At 60.0% G+C, this 17,105-nt stretch carries 14 protein-coding genes; 9 read left to right on the plus strand and 5 right to left on the minus strand.

The genetic code is table 11. From position 1 onward, the window contains the following. Positions 1–405: 405 nt before the first annotated feature. On the minus strand, positions 406–1,149 hold the full coding sequence (locus GQF00_RS15830) for a ParA family protein (protein WP_161320221.1): 744 nt from the start codon (positions 1,147–1,149) through the stop codon (positions 406–408). Positions 1,150–1,346: 197 nt separating this feature from the next. On the opposite strand from GQF00_RS15830, the gene GQF00_RS15835 reads away from it, so the two are divergent. Then, a complete protein-coding gene (locus GQF00_RS15835) occupies positions 1,347–1,625 on the plus strand; it encodes a DUF4124 domain-containing protein (protein ID WP_161320223.1) in 279 nt (92 codons plus the stop codon). A gap of 74 nt (positions 1,626–1,699) precedes the next feature. Beyond that, the gene (locus tag GQF00_RS15840) at positions 1,700–2,437 is read left to right on the plus strand and encodes an FKBP-type peptidyl-prolyl cis-trans isomerase (RefSeq protein ID WP_161320225.1); all 738 of its coding nucleotides are present in this window, start codon (positions 1,700–1,702) and stop codon (positions 2,435–2,437) included. A 217-nt stretch (positions 2,438–2,654) separates the two neighbouring features. On the opposite strand, the gene GQF00_RS15845 is transcribed toward GQF00_RS15840, so the two are convergent. Next, on the minus strand, positions 2,655–3,047 hold the full coding sequence (locus GQF00_RS15845) for a hypothetical protein (RefSeq protein WP_161320227.1): 393 nt from the start codon (positions 3,045–3,047) through the stop codon (positions 2,655–2,657). Between the two features lie 113 nt (positions 3,048–3,160). Beyond that, positions 3,161–3,796, minus strand: a complete 636-nt coding sequence (locus tag GQF00_RS15850; RefSeq protein WP_161320229.1) for a TetR/AcrR family transcriptional regulator — start codon at positions 3,794–3,796, stop codon at positions 3,161–3,163. An 89-nt stretch (positions 3,797–3,885) separates the two neighbouring features. Between GQF00_RS15850 and GQF00_RS15855 the strand changes: the two genes are divergently transcribed. Together GQF00_RS15855 and GQF00_RS15860 are read left to right on the plus strand one after the other, a co-directional pair. Next, complete coding sequence (locus GQF00_RS15855; protein WP_161320231.1) at positions 3,886–5,046, plus strand: efflux RND transporter periplasmic adaptor subunit; 1,161 nt, start codon at positions 3,886–3,888, stop codon at positions 5,044–5,046. 11 nt (positions 5,047–5,057) lie between these two features. Continuing rightward, positions 5,058–8,120, plus strand: a complete 3,063-nt coding sequence (locus GQF00_RS15860) for an efflux RND transporter permease subunit (RefSeq protein WP_161320233.1) — start codon at positions 5,058–5,060, stop codon at positions 8,118–8,120. A 363-nt stretch (positions 8,121–8,483) separates the two neighbouring features. On the opposite strand, the gene GQF00_RS15865 is transcribed toward GQF00_RS15860, so the two are convergent. Then, positions 8,484–8,861: a hypothetical protein gene (locus GQF00_RS15865; RefSeq protein WP_161320235.1), complete on the minus strand. Its 378-nt coding sequence runs from the start codon at positions 8,859–8,861 to the stop codon at positions 8,484–8,486. A gap of 121 nt (positions 8,862–8,982) precedes the next feature. Between GQF00_RS15865 and GQF00_RS15870 the strand changes: the two genes are divergently transcribed. Then, positions 8,983–10,038, plus strand: a complete 1,056-nt coding sequence (locus GQF00_RS15870) for a transporter substrate-binding domain-containing protein (protein ID WP_237440582.1) — start codon at positions 8,983–8,985, stop codon at positions 10,036–10,038. 125 nt (positions 10,039–10,163) lie between these two features. On the opposite strand, the gene GQF00_RS15875 is transcribed toward GQF00_RS15870, so the two are convergent. Then, the gene (locus GQF00_RS15875) at positions 10,164–10,589 is read right to left on the minus strand and encodes a PaaI family thioesterase (protein ID WP_161320237.1); all 426 of its coding nucleotides are present in this window, start codon (positions 10,587–10,589) and stop codon (positions 10,164–10,166) included. Positions 10,590–10,731: 142 nt separating this feature from the next. Between GQF00_RS15875 and GQF00_RS15880 the strand changes: the two genes are divergently transcribed. The 4 genes from GQF00_RS15880 (at position 10,732) to GQF00_RS15895 (ending at position 17,064) form a co-directional block, all read left to right on the plus strand. Continuing rightward, positions 10,732–11,028, plus strand: a complete 297-nt coding sequence (locus GQF00_RS15880) for a hypothetical protein (protein ID WP_161320239.1) — start codon at positions 10,732–10,734, stop codon at positions 11,026–11,028. 89 nt (positions 11,029–11,117) lie between these two features. Beyond that, the gene (locus GQF00_RS15885) at positions 11,118–12,365 is read left to right on the plus strand and encodes a TolC family protein (RefSeq protein ID WP_161320241.1); all 1,248 of its coding nucleotides are present in this window, start codon (positions 11,118–11,120) and stop codon (positions 12,363–12,365) included. Between the two features lie 121 nt (positions 12,366–12,486). After that, complete coding sequence (locus GQF00_RS15890) at positions 12,487–13,737, plus strand: efflux RND transporter periplasmic adaptor subunit (RefSeq protein WP_237440583.1); 1,251 nt, start codon at positions 12,487–12,489, stop codon at positions 13,735–13,737. Positions 13,738–13,932: 195 nt separating this feature from the next. Further along, the gene (locus GQF00_RS15895; RefSeq protein WP_161320246.1) at positions 13,933–17,064 is read left to right on the plus strand and encodes an efflux RND transporter permease subunit; all 3,132 of its coding nucleotides are present in this window, start codon (positions 13,933–13,935) and stop codon (positions 17,062–17,064) included. The last annotated feature ends 41 nt before the right edge of the window (positions 17,065–17,105 follow it).

A 17,105-nucleotide genomic window follows, 5' to 3' on the forward strand; every position in this document is an offset into this window, starting at 1 on the left:
AGCTACAAGCTACAAGCTACAAGCTACAAGCTACAAGCTACAAGCTACAAGCTACGCTTGGATAGACAAAACCCAACAAGTTCCCGAGAGTGTCGGCTATTCTACGAAGCCGCTGTAGGAGCTTGCCTGCAAGCGATCCGAGCCTAAGCGAGGTAAAGATTCCAGAAACGGTTTTGAGCCACCTACAGGAACCGGAGTAAAACGAAGGTAACAGTTGCAATACGTGCCCGCGGGGTGAGCGTAGCTTGCAAGCGAAGAGGTGCCTGGAGAGGCTGATTCGCTTGCAGGCAAGCTCCCACAGAAGGAACGCACACAGTGCGGCCCGCAGGCTGAGACCGCTCAGGTCCCCACGGCCTCAGCAGCATGGCTCGCGTGTTGCCTGTTGCGTGAAGTGTGCTGGGTCTCCTATCGAAACCCCGGCATCGCCTGAATCAGGTGGCGCTGTACCTCCAGCCATTCACCGATTAATCGCCAGTGCTGCTTGTCGTCCAAGTGGCGGGAGACGGCGGCGTCCATGATGCCTTCGCCGCGGCTCATGGCCTGCACATAGGACTGGGTATCGCGCAGGGTCACCAGATAGGGAATCTTGAGACTGGAGAGGAACTGGCGCAGGGCCTCGTACATCTTGGTGCGCGTGCGCACCCGGTTGGCGATGACGGCCAGGCGGCGCGGACGTCGTCGATAGCTGGGGGTGAGCATCACGTTTTGCAGGAAGCGGGTAGTGGCACGAATATCAATGGGGCTGGGCAATACGGGTACCAGCACGATCTGGGAAAGCCGCATCAAGTGGTCAAGCTGGTGTGCATCCAGTCCGGCAGGAGAGTCAATGATCACGATTTCGCCGGCCTGATCCAGACGCTGCTGCAGCCGGCCAAGAGAAATGGGCTCCCCGGCGGGCCAGCCAATGCCGTGAATATAATCGGAGTTGCGCAGCTTGAGCCACTGCAGGGAGGACTGCTGAGGGTCCAGATCCATCAGGGTGACAGGGCGCCCCAGGGCTTCGTAATAACAGGCAAGGTTGGTGGAAATAGTGGATTTGCCGCAGCCACCCTTGCTGTTGGCAACCAGAATAACGGTACGTTTGGCCATGGAAGGGGCCTGCTGGTAAGTGTTGGCGCGATTTGTCGGTTTGTTCTGTGCGCTATTCATGCCGTTCGTTGCCGCATATTTCGTATCATTCTACCCCTCATGATAAGGGGGATGTTATCCCGGTCATGAAAAAGAGTGATCCCGCTCATACAACTCACACTACCCCATTTGATATGAAAGTGGTGTAAATTGTGGGCGATTTGCCATTACAGGGAACCTTCACGGGTTTTCCTGTCTTAACAGGGGGAGAAAACACCATGCGTTACTTTCTGATTCTGGTCGTGCTGATCCTCGTGGTGGGTGCGGCGCTGTTCACGGTGCCCATGGAAAATGGCAAGCCCTTGCTGGATTGGCAGCATGTAGAACAGAACTGGCAAAATCCTGACAAGTTGATGGAAGAAGGTCTGGATGGTCTGGCCGGTAAATCGAAAGAAACCACGCTATATCGCTGGCGTGACCCGCAGGGAAACTGGCAGTATGGCCAGATTCCGCCCCCGGGGATTGACGCAGAAGAGACGACAATCAAGGCCCGCTAGTCCACAACGCTGGCTATGCCGGTGTGGGATTGGGGTAACGAACACACAATAAGATGAGTCCATTTGGAGGCAGAATGAAGAAGTTGGGAATCGTGCTGGCAGGTACCGTGCTGCTGGCAGCCTGTGGTCAGGATAAAGCCGAGCTGAAGACTGACGACCAGAAAGGCTCTTACGCACTGGGTTTTGTCAGTGCTGAGCAAATGCAGCAGCTGGGCGTCCTGGACAAGGAAGCCTTCATGGCCGGCCTCAAGGACGGCCTGGTGGAAAATGCGGAAGGCCAGCTGACAGATGAAGAAATGGAAGCCGCTCTGCAGGCTTTTCAGCAGCGCGTGATGGAAGCGCAGCAGGAAAAGATGAAAGAGGCCATGGAACAGCAGCAGAAAGACATGGAAGAAGCGGGCGCCAAGAACAAGGCTGACGGCGCAGCTTTCCTGGAAGAAAACGCCCAGCGTGATGGCGTTACTGTGACCGAGAGTGGTCTGCAGTACGAAGTGCTGGCTTCCGGTGAAGAGGGCGCTCAGTCTCCGACGCTGGACGACACCGTTGAAGTGCACTACCACGGAACCCTGCCTGACGGCACTGTGTTCGACAGCTCTGTAGAGCGTGGCAACCCGGCGACCTTTGGTCTCAAGCAGATCATCAAGGGCTGGCAGGAAGTGCTGCCGATGATGAAAGAAGGCGACAAATGGAAAGTGGTTGTGCCTTCCGAACTGGGCTATGGCGAGCAGGGCGCAGGCCCGGGCAGCGACATTGGTCCGAACCAGGTGTTGATTTTCGAAATCGAGCTGCTGGATGTGAAAGGCGACGAGTAAAAGCGTTCGCGAGTTCTCGTAAAAAAGGGCGCCTTCGGGCGCCCTTTTTTGTTTGTATGCATGCCCCGGAATATGGGCCGACCGGAGACCTGATGTCGCAGGTCTCAAGGCAAAAAATCGAAACCCGCCTGCATTCAACACTTCCTGCTAGTCCGCGATGACCAAAAACCACCCCGGGGGTCGCGTTAAACGAGGAATTGCTGGTGCATGCCGTGCGTCAGTCGCCCCAGCCGTTCACCTTGCCGGAGCAGACCCAATCCTTGGAGGCCTTGGTCACGCCGGTCCATTCATAACTGTATTGCCCGCTGGCCTTGTAGGTGCTCCAGCCCTTGGTGCCACCCGGTGCAATGCCGGACGCGCCGCAGTCCGCCGAGCCGGATTTGCGTTCGTTGCAGAAGCGGGCGTAGATACGATGGCTGCACACATTGCGGTAGCTGACGATAAATTTGCCGTCAGTGTGGCTGCTCCATTTGGCGTCTGCGACCACCATGCAAGGGCCGCCGGTGTTGGTGAGGCCGTCCCAGCAGGTGTCGCTATCCACCGAGGACGAATAGTCTGCCGCCGCCAGCTGTGTGCACAGCAAGATTCCCAATCCGATTACCTTTCTCATTTCCCGCTCCTGTTGTGCCCGGTTTACCAATGGAGACCAAACGAAATCAGGGTAGCCGAAGCGACGGGCCTGCGCGTCACCCAAATAGGGTATCGCCCAGCATCAAGGTATTGTCAGGAATGTCCGTAGGCCCGCAGGAACATGTCTACCGCCTGCTCCACGTGAGGCTGGGCTTCGGTGGCTGTCATGGGCTCGCGGTAGCCGATCATGGTGCGCATGTGTTCGCAGCCCTGCAGCAGCGCGAAAAAGTTTTCCGCTGCGCTCTGGGGGGCGGGAACGGCCAGTAGCCCTTGCTGGTTGGCCGCGCGGATCAACTGTTCCATGGCGGTCAGTGTGCGCTGGGGGCCGGCTTCGAAGAACAGCCGGGACATCTCGGGATCCTGGGTGGCCATGGTGCACATCAGCCGTTCCAGCGCGATCACTTCCTGGCTGGTGATCAGATCAATAAACGCCAGACCGATGCGGGAGAGGGTGGCACGAATCGGCTGGGAGGGGTCCAGATCAAACAGGGGTTCCGGCAGGGTGTTATGACACTTTGCCGCCACCGCGGACGAAAATAACGTTTCCTTGTCGCTGAAGTGGCTATAAACCGTAAGTTTGGAGACGCCGGCCTGTTTGGCCACCGCATCCATGCTGGTGCCGCTGAATCCGCCGGACAGGAACAGTTGCTTGGCCGCATCCAGGATGGCGGCGCGTTTGGCTGGATCTTTGGGACGGCCGCGATTGGCCGTAGCGACAGGTGTGCTCATGATTTCAATACTGGACGGTTCAGTTTAGTAAACTTACTATACCGGTCAGTATAGGATACCGGCAAGCAGCCGGAGACGAGGGGAGTGCCATGTTGCGTTACGCGGTTATTCCGGCCCTGATGGCCGGTTTGCTTGGTCTGCAGGGATGTTCTGATTCGGATCAGGCGCATCAGGAAGCGCCCAGACCGGCGCTGGTCACACAGCCACTATCATCAGGTGCCAGCCAGGATGTTTTCCCGGGTGAGGTGCGTGCCCGCTATGAGCCAGAACTGGGCTTCCGCATTGGCGGCAAGATCAGCGAGCGTCTGGTGGACGTGGGCGATCGCGTCAGCGCGGGGGCCACGCTGGCACGTCTGGATACCGATGACGTTCGTCTCCAGCTGGATGCTGCCCGCGCCCAGTTTGCGTCAGCCCAGGCAGACCACAAGTTGGCCAAGAGCGAACTGGACCGTTACCGCGAGCTGCAGGAGCGTCAGGTTATCAGTCGCTCACAGTTTGATGCGGTGGAAAGCCGTTTTGATGCCAGTGCCGCGCAACTGCGTCAGGCCCGCGCCAATCTGAATGTGGCCCGCAACCAGGCCGACTACGCTTCGCTCAAGGCTCCCCAGGATGGTGTTGTGGCGCAGCGTCTGGCGGAAGCGGGTCAGGTGGTGTCCCCCGGGCAGCCGGTCTTTGTGCTGGCCGTAGATGGTGACCGCGAGGTGCGCATTGATCTGCCGGAACAGGATGTGGGCCGTTTCACTATCGGAATGCCGGTCGCCATCGAATTGTGGTCCCGTCCGGGCCAGTTATTTACCGGCAAACTGCGCGAACTCTCGCCCGCAGCCGATCCCCGTTCGCGGACCTTTGAAGCCCGTGTGACGTTTGATAATGACACCGCCGGTGCTGAGCTGGGGCAATCTGCCCGCGTATTTGCCCAGACTGCGGCCAGCGAGACGCTCAGCATTCCCCTCTCTGCACTCACTGCGGAACAGGAAGAAACGTTTGTCTGGGTGGTGGACCCGGCCACGTCTACGTTAAAGAAAACGCGGGTGGAGGTCGGCCCTTACCAGGAGCAGGTGGTGCCGGTGTTGTCCGGTCTGCACGCCAGTGACTGGGTGGTGGCGGCAGGAACCCATCTACTGCGCGAAGGCCAGCCGGTGATTCCGGTGGATCGCAGTAACCGTCAGGTAGAACTGACGCAGGCTTCCATGGATGTGGCCACCGAGGCGGATCACTCCGCTGACGCTCCCGCCGAGCAGCCGGAATAAGGAGCGCCGCCATGTCTTTCAACCTGTCCGAATGGGCGCTGAAGAACCGGGCCCTGGTGCTCTACGCCATGATCCTGCTGGGTGCCATGGGGGCGATCTCCTATGCCAATCTGGGGCAAAGTGAAGATCCGCCGTTCACCTTCAAGGTGATGACCATCAACACCCTTTGGCCGGGTGCCAGTGCCGAGGATGTGTCCCGACAAATCACCGAACGCATCGAAAAGAAATTGATGGAGACGGGTGACTTTGAACGCATCCAGTCCTACTCGCGGCCGGGTCAGTCGCTGGTCATGTTCATGGCCCGGGATGAAATGCGCTCGGCGGAAATCGGCGATCTCTGGTATCAGGTGCGCAAGAAGGTGGGCGACATTCGCCACACCTTGCCCCGCGATGCCCTGGGTCCGTTCTTCAATGATGAGTTTGGCACCACCTTCGGCAATATTTATGCACTGAGTGGCGAAGGCTTCGACTACGCCATCATGAAGGATTATGCCGATCGTCTGCAGCTTGCCCTCCAGCGTGTTCAGGATGTGGGCAAGGTGGAACTGATCGGGCTGCAGGACGAAAAAATCTGGATCGAGATTTCCAATACCAAACTGGCCTCACTGGGCATTCCTCTGGTGACGGTGCAGCAGGCACTGGAATCGCAGAACGCGGTGGCCGATGCGGGCTTCTTTGAAACGCCAACGGATCGGGTGCGTTTGCGCGTGTCGGGTGAGTTCACCAGCGTGGATGACATTCGCAACTTCCCGATTCAAGTAGATAACCGCACCCTGCGACTGGATGACATTGCCAATGTGTTCCGGGGTTTCAGCGACCCACAGCAGCCGCGCATGCGGTTCATGGGGGAAGATGCCATCGGCATCGCCGTGTCCATGAAAGACGGCGGGGATATTCTCCAGCTGGGTGAAAATCTGGATCAAACCTTTACCGAATTACAGAAAAGCCTGCCCGTGGGCATGGAGCTGCGCAAGGTATCCGATCAGCCGGCAGCCGTAGAGGCCGGCGTGGGTGAATTTGTTCAGGTGCTCATGGAAGCGCTGGTCATTGTGTTGCTGGTGAGCTTCTTCTTCCTGGGGTGGCGAACCGGCATGGTGGTCGCCCTGTCGATTCCCCTGGTACTGGCCATGACCTTTGCGGCCATGAAGTATTTCGACATCGGCCTGCACAAGATTTCTCTTGGCGCGCTGGTGCTGGCGCTGGGCTTGATGGTGGATGATGCGATCATTGCGGTAGAGATGATGGCCATCAAGATGGAGCAGGGTTTCAGTCGTCTCAAGGCGGCGGGTTTCGCCTGGACCAGCACTGCCTTCCCCATGCTTACCGGGACGTTGATCACCGCGGCCGGTTTCCTGCCCATCGCCACCGCAGAATCCAGCACCGGTGAATACACGCGCTCCATTTTTCAGGTAGTGACCATTTCCCTGCTGGCATCCTGGGTGGCGGCGGTGGTGTTTGTGCCGTATCTGGGTGACAAGCTGCTGCCGTCGCTGGCCCGTCGTAATGATGAAGGTGAAGTGCACGATCCTTACCAAAAGCCCTTTTATCAAAAAGTGCGGCGCTGGGTGGAATGGTGCGTGCGGTATCGCAAGACGGTCATCGCGCTGACCGTGGGTATCTTTATCTTCTCGGTGTTCCTGTTCCGGTTTGTTCCGCAGCAATTTTTCCCGGCGTCGGGTCGTCTGGAACTGATTGTGGACATGAAGCTGGAAGAAGGTGCGTCGTTGACCGCCACCCAGGAAGTGGCCATGCGCCTGGAGGAGCATCTGGGCGAGAATCCACTGATCGAAAACTATGTGGGTTACATGGGTAGCGGCACCCCCCGTTTTTATCTTTCCCTGGATCAGAAATTGCCGGCGGCTTCCCAGGCGCAGTTCGTCATTCTGGCGCGCAACGTGGAAGAGCGTGAAGAGATCCGTAGCTGGCTGATCGAACTCACAAACAAGGAATTCCCCACCGTGCGCACCCGGGTGTCGCGTCTGGAGAATGGGCCGCCAGTGGGTTACCCCTTGCAGTTCCGGGTGTCCGGCGAACACATTCCTGAAGTGCGGGCGCTGGCGCGCCGGGTAGCAGACAAAGTGCGCGCCAATCCCCATGCCATGAATGTACATCTGGATTGGGAAGAACCCAGCAAGGTGATTCGTCTGAACATTGATCAGGATCGGGCGCGTACCCTGGGGATTTCCACCGCCGAGCTGTCGGTGGCCTTGCAGGCCAGTATCTCGGGTGTGGCGGTGAGTCAGTACCGGGAAGATAACGAACTGATCAACGTGGAAGTGCGCGGTGATCGCCGCGAGCGCCATGCGCTTGGCTTGCTGGGTAACCTGGCGGTGCAGACCGAAAATGGCCGGGTGCCCCTGAACCAGATCGCCACACTGGAATATGGTTTCGAGGAAGGCATCATCTGGCACCGGGATCGCTTGCCCACGGTAACGATTCGGGCTGATATCGCGGATGAAGCATTGCCTGCCACACTGGTCAACCAGATCATGCCGACGCTGGCCGACGTTCAGGCCGACTTGCCGCCGGGTTACCTGCTGGAAGTGGGCGGCACGGTGGAAGAATCGGCCCGTGGCCAGAAATCGGTCAACGCCGGCATGCCGCTGTTTGTCCTGGTGGTAATCACCTTGCTGATGCTGCAACTGCGCAGTATGCCACTGTCGTTGATGGTGTTTGTCACCGCGCCGCTGGGTTTGATCGGGGTGACCCTGTTCCTGTTGTTGTTCCAGAAACCGTTCGGCTTTGTGGCCATGCTCGGCACCATCGCCCTGGCCGGGATGATCATGCGTAACGCGGTGATCCTGGTGGATCAGATTGGCCAGGATATGGCGCAGGGGCTCACTGCCTGGGATGCCATCATCGAATCCACCGTGCGCCGCTTCCGTCCCATTGTGCTCACGGCGCTCACCGCGGTGCTGGCGATGATTCCGCTGTCACGCAGTGTGTTCTTCGGTCCCATGGCCGTCGCGATCATGGGTGGTCTGATCGTTGCCACCGCGCTGACGCTATTGTTCCTGCCGGCACTGTATGCCGCCTGGTTCCGCGTCAAGGAAGAGCATGCTGAACCCCAGTAACGAACGCTGAGTCTGCCGGAACAATCCGGCCTCCTCTTGCCCCGGCAATTTGCCGGGGCTTTTTTATGGTTCATCGCGGATTTGAAGGAATGGCTTGCAGCAAAGGCCTTCCCGTAGGAGCGTCGCTCGCGGCGCGATTGCCAACGTCTTTAAAGGCCGATTTACCACAGCGTGCACAGAAACCACTGCGGGGAAACAGGTTTTCTTTGTGCTCTCTGTGGTGAAAACGCTTTTGACCCTGGCCTCGAATCGCGCCGCAAGCGACGCTCCTACGGAAAGGGGCTGGGAGAATTAAATCGGGCTTTTCCCGCTAATCCGCGATGAACCTTTTTTATGCTCCACTCTGCCTATTGCAAAAAAAAATCATCGCGCTTCCGGCACCACCGAAATTATCAGCGGCGCTTCCTGGTCCTGATGATCCGCCCGCACACAACGCAGTTCGAAAGTGCCCGTCACATCAAAACGCCAGGCAAGGCTCACTGTGCTGCCGGGCTCGCTGAGTCGGGTGTTGGGATAGTCCTTGCGAAGGTCGGGCATCAGGCGGTGGATCAGGTTCTGGTCACGCAGGGCGGTGCTGTCACCGAGAGCAAACAGGTGCCAGTCCGGGGTGCTATTGGCAAGGATCAGGGCGCGGGATGAATCTTGTATCAGCGACAGCGTCTGCGGTTGCCATTGACCGGAGAAGACAGCCTCGACTTCTGTCAGGGCGCCAGGCTCCCGCAGGGCCGTACCGGCGGCCATGGGGATCTCGTCTGGCAGAATGCCGTGGCCCCGGCTACCCTGTGTCCATAAAAGTGCTATGCACAGTATGACTGGAACGATCGTACGCAAAGCAGCATCCACAATTGAACAAGGAGGGATAATGTCGCTCAGAATGCGTGTCTTGGCTACCGGCTTCATGTTGCTGGCGGCGTCATTGGTGAATGCGGCTCCCCTGACGGTAGGCGTAAAGTCGTCGCCCCCATTCAGTTTTCTGAGCGGAGATCGCTGGGATGGTCTCAGTGTAGAACTGTGGGAGAACATGGCCGAGCAGGGTGGCCTGGAATACCGCTACCGGGTTTACCCGTCGGTGAGCGACATGTTGGTGGCGGTGGAGCAGGGCCAGGTCGATATGGCCATTGGCGCCATCAGTGTCACCGCCGACCGGGAACGGCGTCTGGATTTCTCCCAGCCCATGTATCGTGGTGGCTTGGGGATCACCACCCGCAGCGAGCCGGGTGGCTGGCTGGTGACCCTGCAAAGTCTGTTTTCCTGGAAGTTCTTCTCTGCCGTGCTGGCGCTGGTGCTGGTGTTGCTCATCGTCGGTGTGTTGATCTGGTTGTTCGAGCGGCGTCGTAACCCCGAACAGTTTGGCGGCTCAATGAGTGAAGGGATCGGCAGCGGCTTCTGGTGGTCTGCGGTCACCATGACCACGGTGGGTTATGGGGACAAGGCGCCGGTCAGCAGGGCGGGCCGGGCGTTGGGTCTGGTGTGGATGTTTGTCAGCATCATCACCATTTCCGGTTTCACGGCGGCCATTGCCTCCAGCGTTACCGTCAACCAGCTGCAGACCCGCATCAAGGGTGCGGCGGATCTTCCCAGAGTGAACGTGGGCAGTGTGGAAAATACCAGTGGTGCGCAGTGGCTGGCAGCGCAGGGGATTCAATTTCGGCCTTACAATAACCTTCAGCAGGCCATGCGTGCTGTGGCCCTGGGGGAGGTGGATGCGCTGGTGTCAGATGCGCCGGTAATGCGTTACATGATCCGGGACCGCGGTGACAAGAATCTGCTGGTTCTGCCCAACCTGATCCGCGAAGAAAGTTATGCTTTCGCCATGGCCAATGGCAGTCCCCTGCAGGAAACCGTCAACCGCGCCATGCTGGAAATGTTGCCCACCGAACAATGGCGCATGATCCAGAACCGTTACCTGGGACAGTAAGAATAGCTGCGAGCTTCGAGCTATGAGCTTTGAGGAAAAGAAAGGGCAAACCCCTTGTGCCCTTTCAATGGGCGGTTTTACTCTTTAACGCTTGTAGCTTGTAGCTTGTAGCTTGTAGCTGATAGCTAGTCCTTTAGCGTCAGGATCGATTTGGTCACCGAGCCGGTGGCAATCAGGCGCTCTTCGCCGTCCTTATTCACGGCGTAGGCTTCCGCACGCATGGCAGCCAGAGTGCGACCGATGCGGTCCGCCTTGCCACGCAAAATCACGCTTTCCCCTTTCTGCGCGGCGCGCAGTACGCTGTTGTGGGTTTCCACCGTTACCGGCGCCTGGTTATCTTGCAGGCTCGGCACCGCCGCAAAGAAACAGGCCACGTCCATCAGCGCATAAAGAATACCGCCGTGCAGGGCGCCCAACGGATTGGCGGTGAAATCATTCACCTGAAAGCGCAGCTCACTGGTGCCTTCCCCGGCGTGCAGCAGTTCCAGCTCGCAGGCGCGGTGCAGGGGGTGGGCAAGGACTTCATCGCGGGCAACATCCAGGCGGCTCATGGCAGTCATTCTCGTCGGTTGGCTTGAACGGACGCTACTTTGCCTGTGGCCGGAGGGGAAGTGAATGACCGCAGGGAACGTTACGGTTTGACTGCGGTCTCAATAATTCGCAGGATAGCCCCTCGACACTGTTGGCGGTTTCATGAAATCACTGGTCTGGACATTGCTGCTGGTCATCTGCACTCATGTGCTGGTGCTCGATGCGGTGCATCATGAACATGATGCAGCGGGCGGCTATGCACAGGCCGAGCAGGCAGAGCCCGCTCACCAGGACGTGCTCGATCAAGGCAGTGAACATTGCTGCCAGTGCCACGGTTTCATGACCGGCGTGGATTGCGCGCCGGCACGACAACCGGCCCCGTCGTCCATCCGTCTGGCTTTCCTGCCCCATCTCCCGGACACTCCGCCGGAATCCTTGTACCGCCCTCCCATCGCCTGATCTTTCTCGCGTTTCCTTGCAGCGTTGAGCCCTGTTTTCAGCATGGCCCCGTTGCGATTCATCGTGTCTGAAATATCAGGAGACTTCCCATGGGAAGCCATCATCTCGTGCGTGTCAGCGTGTTGCTGGCCGTGCTGTGCGGCGGGCCACAGGCCGCCGTTGCCGCTCCGTCAGCAGGGGCGGATACCACCGAATGGGCGCAGTGGGTGCGCCAACAGGTGCGCCAGTTGCCTGCCAGCCGTGCCATCACCGCCCGCCAGGAACAATGGCTGGCAGAAAGCCGCAAGGCGGAGCAACCGCTCTATAACCCCAATCTGAACATCGGTTATGAAGACAGCGTCGATGTGACCCAAACCGTTGGACTCAGCCAGACCCTGGACTGGTCCGGCAAGGCACGGGCCAGTCGCGATGTGGCCTCGTTGCGTACTGCCCTGGCGGATCTTCGCGCACAAAAGGCCCGTGCCGATCTGCTCGCGCAATCCCTCAGTGCGTTGATCGCCTACCACGCAGCCCAGGCACGTTTGCAAGCCGCACGCCAGCAGGAGCAACAGCTCATGGAGCTGGCGGACCTGATGCGTCGGCGTCAGAAGGCCGGTGACGTGGGGCAGGTCGATGCCCGCCTGTCCCTGCTGTCCGTGGGGCAGGCCCAGCAAGCCCTGGCCGAAGCCGAAGCCGCATCCACCCGTGCACAAACCCGCCTGCGGGAAAGCATGGCGTTGTCGTCCCCAGCGTATCCGTTGCCCAGCCAGCTCCTCGCTATGGATGCGTTGTTGCAGGCCCGCGTCGACGATGCGCTGGCGAACAACTTCGACCTGCAACTGGCCGAGCAGCAACTGGCCCTGGCCGAGCAGGGCGTCACCCTGGCTGACAAGCAGCGCAACAGTGATCCCTCGCTCGGGGTGTACGTGGGCAAGGAGGGTGACGAAAACATGTGGGGGGTGGATCTCAGCCTGCCGCTGAAATTCTTCAATACCGACAAACCCGCCTACCAGCAGGCCATGGCAGACAGCGATGCCCAGCGCGCCCTGCTGGAGAAAACCCGCAACGACATTCGTGCGCGCCTGCAAGGTGCTCTCGACAATGCACAGCAGCAACAACAGCGCTGGCAAGGCTGGCAGCAACTGGCCGCCACCTCACTGGATGACAATGACGCCTTGCTGAAACGGGTCTGGCAACAGGGCGAGCTCACCACCCAGAGCTATCTGCTGGCACTCAACCAAAGCCTCGACACCCGCCTGTCCGGCATCGCCCTGCGCGAAGCCTCGCAACAGGCCTGGATCGAATGGCTCCAGCAAAGCGCCCAGCTGGATGACTGGCTGAATAGCCTCGCTAACTAACAATGCCTCTGTAGGAGCACCTCTCGAGGTGCGAAAGGTTTAGGCACGGAGCCTGTGCAACGGCTTCGCGCCGCGAGCGACGCTCCTACAAAAAAAATGGAAATTTTTTATGAAAACCAAAATGAAATTTCAAAAAACGCCGCTGGCCATTGCGCTGCTGGCCACCCTGTCTTTTCCCGTCTGGGCAGAAGACGAGCACGGCCATGATCATGAGGCTGCGACTGCGAAAAGCGAATCCCATGGGCAAGAATCCCATGACGATCATGACAGCCACGATGACCATGAAGTCGATGAAGTCGATGAAGGTAACGAGGCAACCGCGCACAATCATGAAGCCGAACACGGCGGGCACGACGATGAAGAAACCGGCCTGCAACTGACGCCGGAACAGCGAGCCATGCTCAACCTGCAAGTCATCACCCTGCAGCCACAAACCAACGCCACGCAAACCCTCACCGTGCCGGCGGAGATCACCAGCAACCAGTACCGTACCTGGGTGGTGCCGGTGCGCATCGATTCCCAGGTGCAATCGCGAAGCGCCACCCTGGGTCAGCACCTGAACAAGGGTGAGCCCATTGCCACCCTGTTCAGCCCGGCCATGGCACAACTGCAAAGTGATTTGCAGGTGGCCGCCGATGCCTGGCGACGGGTGAATAATCTGGGCCGTCGCACCGTGGGCAATCAGCGTTATCTGGATGCCCAGGGGCAGTACCAGTCCCTGCGCGCCCGCGCCAAAGGCTACGGCCTGGATGATGACGCCATTGCCGCCATTGAAAATGGCAAGAGTGAAAAGGGTGTCTACACCCTCACCGCCCCGGACGATGGCCTGGTGCTGGAAGATGCCTTCCAGCAAGGCCAGTGGCTCACCGCCGGCAGTTCCCTGGTCACGTTGGTGGATGAATCCGAACTCTGGGCGGAAGCGGCCCTGCCACCCAGCCCCGGCCTGCACATTGCCACGGGCACCCCGGCCAAGGTGATCATTGGCGAAACGCAAGTGGCCGGGGAAGTGATCCAGTCCGGCCACCGGCTCAATCCCGTCACCCGCACCCTGTCCGTGCGCGTGGCTATTCCCAATGCCGGCCACCTGCTGCACCCGGGCATGTTCGCCGATGTGGCGTTGTCGTTAGCCGCACCGGAGAACGCGCTCACCGTCCCGGAAGAAGCGCTGACCCGAAGCTCCGATGGGGATTGGCAGTTGTTCGTGGAAGAAGCGCCGGGCCATTACGCGCCCATGGAAATCCAGCTCAACGGCCAACTGGAAAACCGTCGCATCGTCACCGGCATCGAGGCAGGCACGCGAGTCGTCACCCGCGGTGCCTTTTTCCTGGCCAGCGAAATGGCCAAGTCCGGCTTCGACATCCACAACCATTGAAGAGCCTGTCGGCACTCTCCCGATCACTGAGACAGCTGCGCTGTCCCTTCGGGATGCGACCAACTATCCGTCCAGGCGGTGTTGCTCGTCGCTCATTGGGCGTTGCCCAACCACGCTCCTCGCGCCTTGCCTGGCCAGATATTTGGCCTGCATCTCAGCGACCGGGAGAGCACCGACAGACTCCAGGAGTCCACCATGTTTAATCGCATTGTCGATTGGGCGGTGACCAACCGTCTGATTGTGTTGTTGCTGCTGGTGATCACCCTCGGTGTGATCGGCTGGCAATTGCCCAACCTGAAACTGGATGCCTTCCCGGACGTGACCAACGTCCAGGTACAAGTGAATACCGAAGCGGAAGGTCTGGCCGCCGAAGAGGTGGAGCAGCTGATCACCTACCCCATCGAGGCGGTGATGTACGCGCTGCCCCAGGTGGCCGAGGTACGCTCCATTTCCAAGACCGGCCTGTCCATCGTCACCGTGGTGTTCGAGGAGGGCACGGATATCTACTTCGCCCGTCAACTGGTGTTCGAACGGCTGCAGGCAGCGCGGGAAGATATTCCCGAGGGCGTGGGCACCCCGGAAATGGGCCCCAACACCTCCGGGCTTGGTCAGGTCTATCAATACCTGCTCACCGCCCAACCCGGCTCCGGCATCGATGCCATGCAACTGCGCAGTCTTAACGACTGGGTGGTGAAGCTGTTGCTGATGCCGGTGGGCGGCGTCACCGATGTGCTCAGCTACGGCGGCGACGTGCGCCAGTATCAGGTGAACGTGAACCCCACCCGCTTGCTGGCCTACGACCTGACGCTGCAACAGGTCATGGATGCCATCGCCGCCAACAACCGCAACGCCGGCGGCTGGTATCTTGATCGCGGCGCCGAGCAGCTGGTCATTCGCGGCATGGGCTGGGTAGGTAGCGGCGAGCAGGGGCTCGGCGACATTGCCGCCATCCCCCTCAAGGAAGTGGACGGCACCCAGGTGCGCGTCAGCGATGTGGCCAAGGTGGAGTTCGGAGGCGAGATCCGTCAGGGCGCGCTCACCATGACCCGCCGCGATGCCAACGGCGAACCGGAAGCGTTGGGCGAAGTGGTGGCGGGCATCGTGCTCAAGCGCATGGGCGCCAACACCAAGGCCACCATCGATGGCATCAAGGATCGCGAAGCGCGTATCCGTCAGGCCCTGCCGGACGGAGTGGAATTCCAGGTGTTCTACGACCAGGCCGACCTGGTGGAAAAAGCCGTGGGCACAGTCGTCACCGCCTTGCTGCTGGCCTTTGTGTTTATCGTTATCGTGCTGGCGCTGTTCCTCATGAATCTGCGCGCCACGGCCCTGGTGCTGTTGTCCATTCCCCTGTCCATTGGCCTGGCGCTACTGGTCATGGCCAGCTTGGACATGTCCGCCAACCTCATGTCCCTGGGCGGCCTGGCCGTGGCCATCGGCATGCTGGTGGATGGCTCCGTGGTGATGGTGGAAAACATCTTCAAACACCTGAGCCGGGTAGAGGGAAGCCATGATCAGCCGGGCGGCATCGCCCTGCGCGTGAAAGACGCCGCCCAGGAAGTGGCCCGCCCGGTGTTCTTCGCCGCCAGCATTATTCTGGTGGTGTTCATGCCCCTGTTCGCTTTCGAAGGGGTGGAAGCAAAAATGTTCGTGCCCATGGCCATCAGCATCATGCTCGCCATGGCCGCCGCCGTGCTGGTGGCGTTGATCGTGGTGCCGGCTCTGGCAGGCTTCCTGTTCCGCCACGGGGTGGAAGACAAACCCAACCGGCTGATGCAGTGGCTGGAAGCCCGCTACCGGGCCGTGCTGGCCAAGGCCATGCAGGCGCGCAAAGTCGTCATCGGCGGCGCGGTAGGGCTGTTCGCCCTGGCGCTGGCCACCACGCCTTTTATCGGCACCGAGTTCGTACCGGTACTGGAAGAAGGCACCCTGGCCCTGCGCGTCACCCTGGCCCCATCCTCCAGCCTCGATACCGCGTTAGCCGTGGGGGAAAAACTGGAACAGGAAATCATGACCTTCCCGGAAGTCACCTATGCACTCAGCCGGGTAGGGCGCGCGGAAATCGGTGGCGACCCGGAGCCGGTGAGCAACGTGGAAATCTACATCGGCCTCAAGCCGGTGAGTGAATGGGAAAGCGCCAGCAATCGCCTCGAGTTGCAGGAAAAAATTCAGCAAAAACTCGATGTGCATCCGGGCCTGTTGCTCAACTTTTCCCAGCCCATCGCCATGCGCGTGGATGAACTGCTCTCCGGCGTCAAAGCCCAGCTGGCCATCAAGCTGTTCGGCCCGGATCTCGCCGTGCTTCAGGAAAAAGGCGAGGCCATCACCCAGGCCGTGAAAGCCGTGGACGGTGCCACCGACGTGCAACTGGAACAGATCGCCGGGGAAGCCCAACTGGTGGTCACCCCGGATCGCAACGCCCTCAGCCGCTATGGGCTCAGCGTCAATCAAGTCATGGATCTGGTCAGCAACGGCCTGGGCGGCGGCAGTGCCGGGCAGGTGATCAACGGCAACGAACGCTACGACATCTACGTGCGCCTGGAACAAAACGCCCGCAACAACGCCGAAGCCATCCGCAACCTGCGCCTGAAAGCCGCCGACGGTGCCTGGGTGCGCCTCATGGAGGTGGCGGATGTATCCCTGGTGTCCGGCCCGCCGCAAATCAGCCGCGACGACGTGCAGCGCCGCGTGGTGATCCAGGCCAACGTGGCCGGTCGCGACATGGGTTCCGTAGTGGCCGACATTCAAAGCGCCATCGATACCGAGGTGGACCTGCCCGCCGGCTACAGCGTGGACATCGGCGGCCAATACGAAAACCAGCAGCGCGCCCAGCAACGCCTGGCCATGGTGGTCCCCGTGGCCGTGGGGCTCATCGCCCTGTTGCTCTACTTCGCCTTCGGCTCCGTGGCCCAGGCCGCCCTGATCCTGGTCAACGTGCCCCTGGCCCTCATCGGCGGCATCCTCGCCCTGGCGATCAGCGGCCAGTACCTGTCCGTGCCCAGTTCCGTGGGCTTTATCACTCTGTTCGGGGTGGCGGTGCTGAATGGGGTGGTGATGGTGGAAGCCATCAATCATCGCCTGCGCGATGGCGAAGCGCTGGAGACGGCGATCTTTGAAGGCGCGGTGTCGCGCCTGCGCCCGGTACTGATGACGGCGCTCACTTCCATGCTGGGGTTGATTCCCATGTTGTTGGCAACTGGGGTGGGCAGTGAAGTGCAGCGGCCATTGGCAGTGGTGATTGTGGGAGGGCTGGTGTCGGCCACGGCGTTGACCTTGTTGGTGTTGCCGAGTCTTTATGGGGTGTTTGACGCACGGCGTAAGACCTGACCCCGATATCCCGGTTGGCCTGTAGGAGATCCAGCTTGCTG

It is taken from the genome of Alcanivorax sp. DP30 (assembly GCF_009882945.1).
Taxonomy (GTDB): domain Bacteria; phylum Pseudomonadota; class Gammaproteobacteria; order Pseudomonadales; family Alcanivoracaceae; genus Alcanivorax.

What these genes read in the sequence shown, in the direction of transcription:
- GQF00_RS15830 (WP_161320221.1), bottom strand. Translation starts at nt 1,149, where the DNA reads ATGAATAGCGCACAGAACAAACCGACAAATCGCGCCAACACTTACCAG.
- GQF00_RS15835 (WP_161320223.1), top strand. Translation starts at nt 1,347, where the DNA reads ATGCGTTACTTTCTGATTCTGGTCGTGCTGATCCTCGTGGTGGGTGCG.
- GQF00_RS15840 (WP_161320225.1), top strand. Translation starts at nt 1,700, where the DNA reads ATGAAGAAGTTGGGAATCGTGCTGGCAGGTACCGTGCTGCTGGCAGCC.
- GQF00_RS15845 (WP_161320227.1), bottom strand. Translation starts at nt 3,047, where the DNA reads ATGAGAAAGGTAATCGGATTGGGAATCTTGCTGTGCACACAGCTGGCG.
- GQF00_RS15850 (WP_161320229.1), bottom strand. Translation starts at nt 3,796, where the DNA reads ATGAGCACACCTGTCGCTACGGCCAATCGCGGCCGTCCCAAAGATCCA.
- GQF00_RS15855 (WP_161320231.1), top strand. Translation starts at nt 3,886, where the DNA reads ATGTTGCGTTACGCGGTTATTCCGGCCCTGATGGCCGGTTTGCTTGGT.
- GQF00_RS15860 (WP_161320233.1), top strand. Translation starts at nt 5,058, where the DNA reads ATGTCTTTCAACCTGTCCGAATGGGCGCTGAAGAACCGGGCCCTGGTG.
- GQF00_RS15865 (WP_161320235.1), bottom strand. Translation starts at nt 8,861, where the DNA reads ATGGCCGCCGGTACGGCCCTGCGGGAGCCTGGCGCCCTGACAGAAGTC.
- GQF00_RS15870 (WP_237440582.1), top strand. Translation starts at nt 8,983, where the DNA reads ATGTCGCTCAGAATGCGTGTCTTGGCTACCGGCTTCATGTTGCTGGCG.
- GQF00_RS15875 (WP_161320237.1), bottom strand. Translation starts at nt 10,589, where the DNA reads ATGAGCCGCCTGGATGTTGCCCGCGATGAAGTCCTTGCCCACCCCCTG.
- GQF00_RS15880 (WP_161320239.1), top strand. Translation starts at nt 10,732, where the DNA reads ATGAAATCACTGGTCTGGACATTGCTGCTGGTCATCTGCACTCATGTG.
- GQF00_RS15885 (WP_161320241.1), top strand. Translation starts at nt 11,118, where the DNA reads ATGGGAAGCCATCATCTCGTGCGTGTCAGCGTGTTGCTGGCCGTGCTG.
- GQF00_RS15890 (WP_237440583.1), top strand. Translation starts at nt 12,487, where the DNA reads ATGAAATTTCAAAAAACGCCGCTGGCCATTGCGCTGCTGGCCACCCTG.
- GQF00_RS15895 (WP_161320246.1), top strand. Translation starts at nt 13,933, where the DNA reads ATGTTTAATCGCATTGTCGATTGGGCGGTGACCAACCGTCTGATTGTG.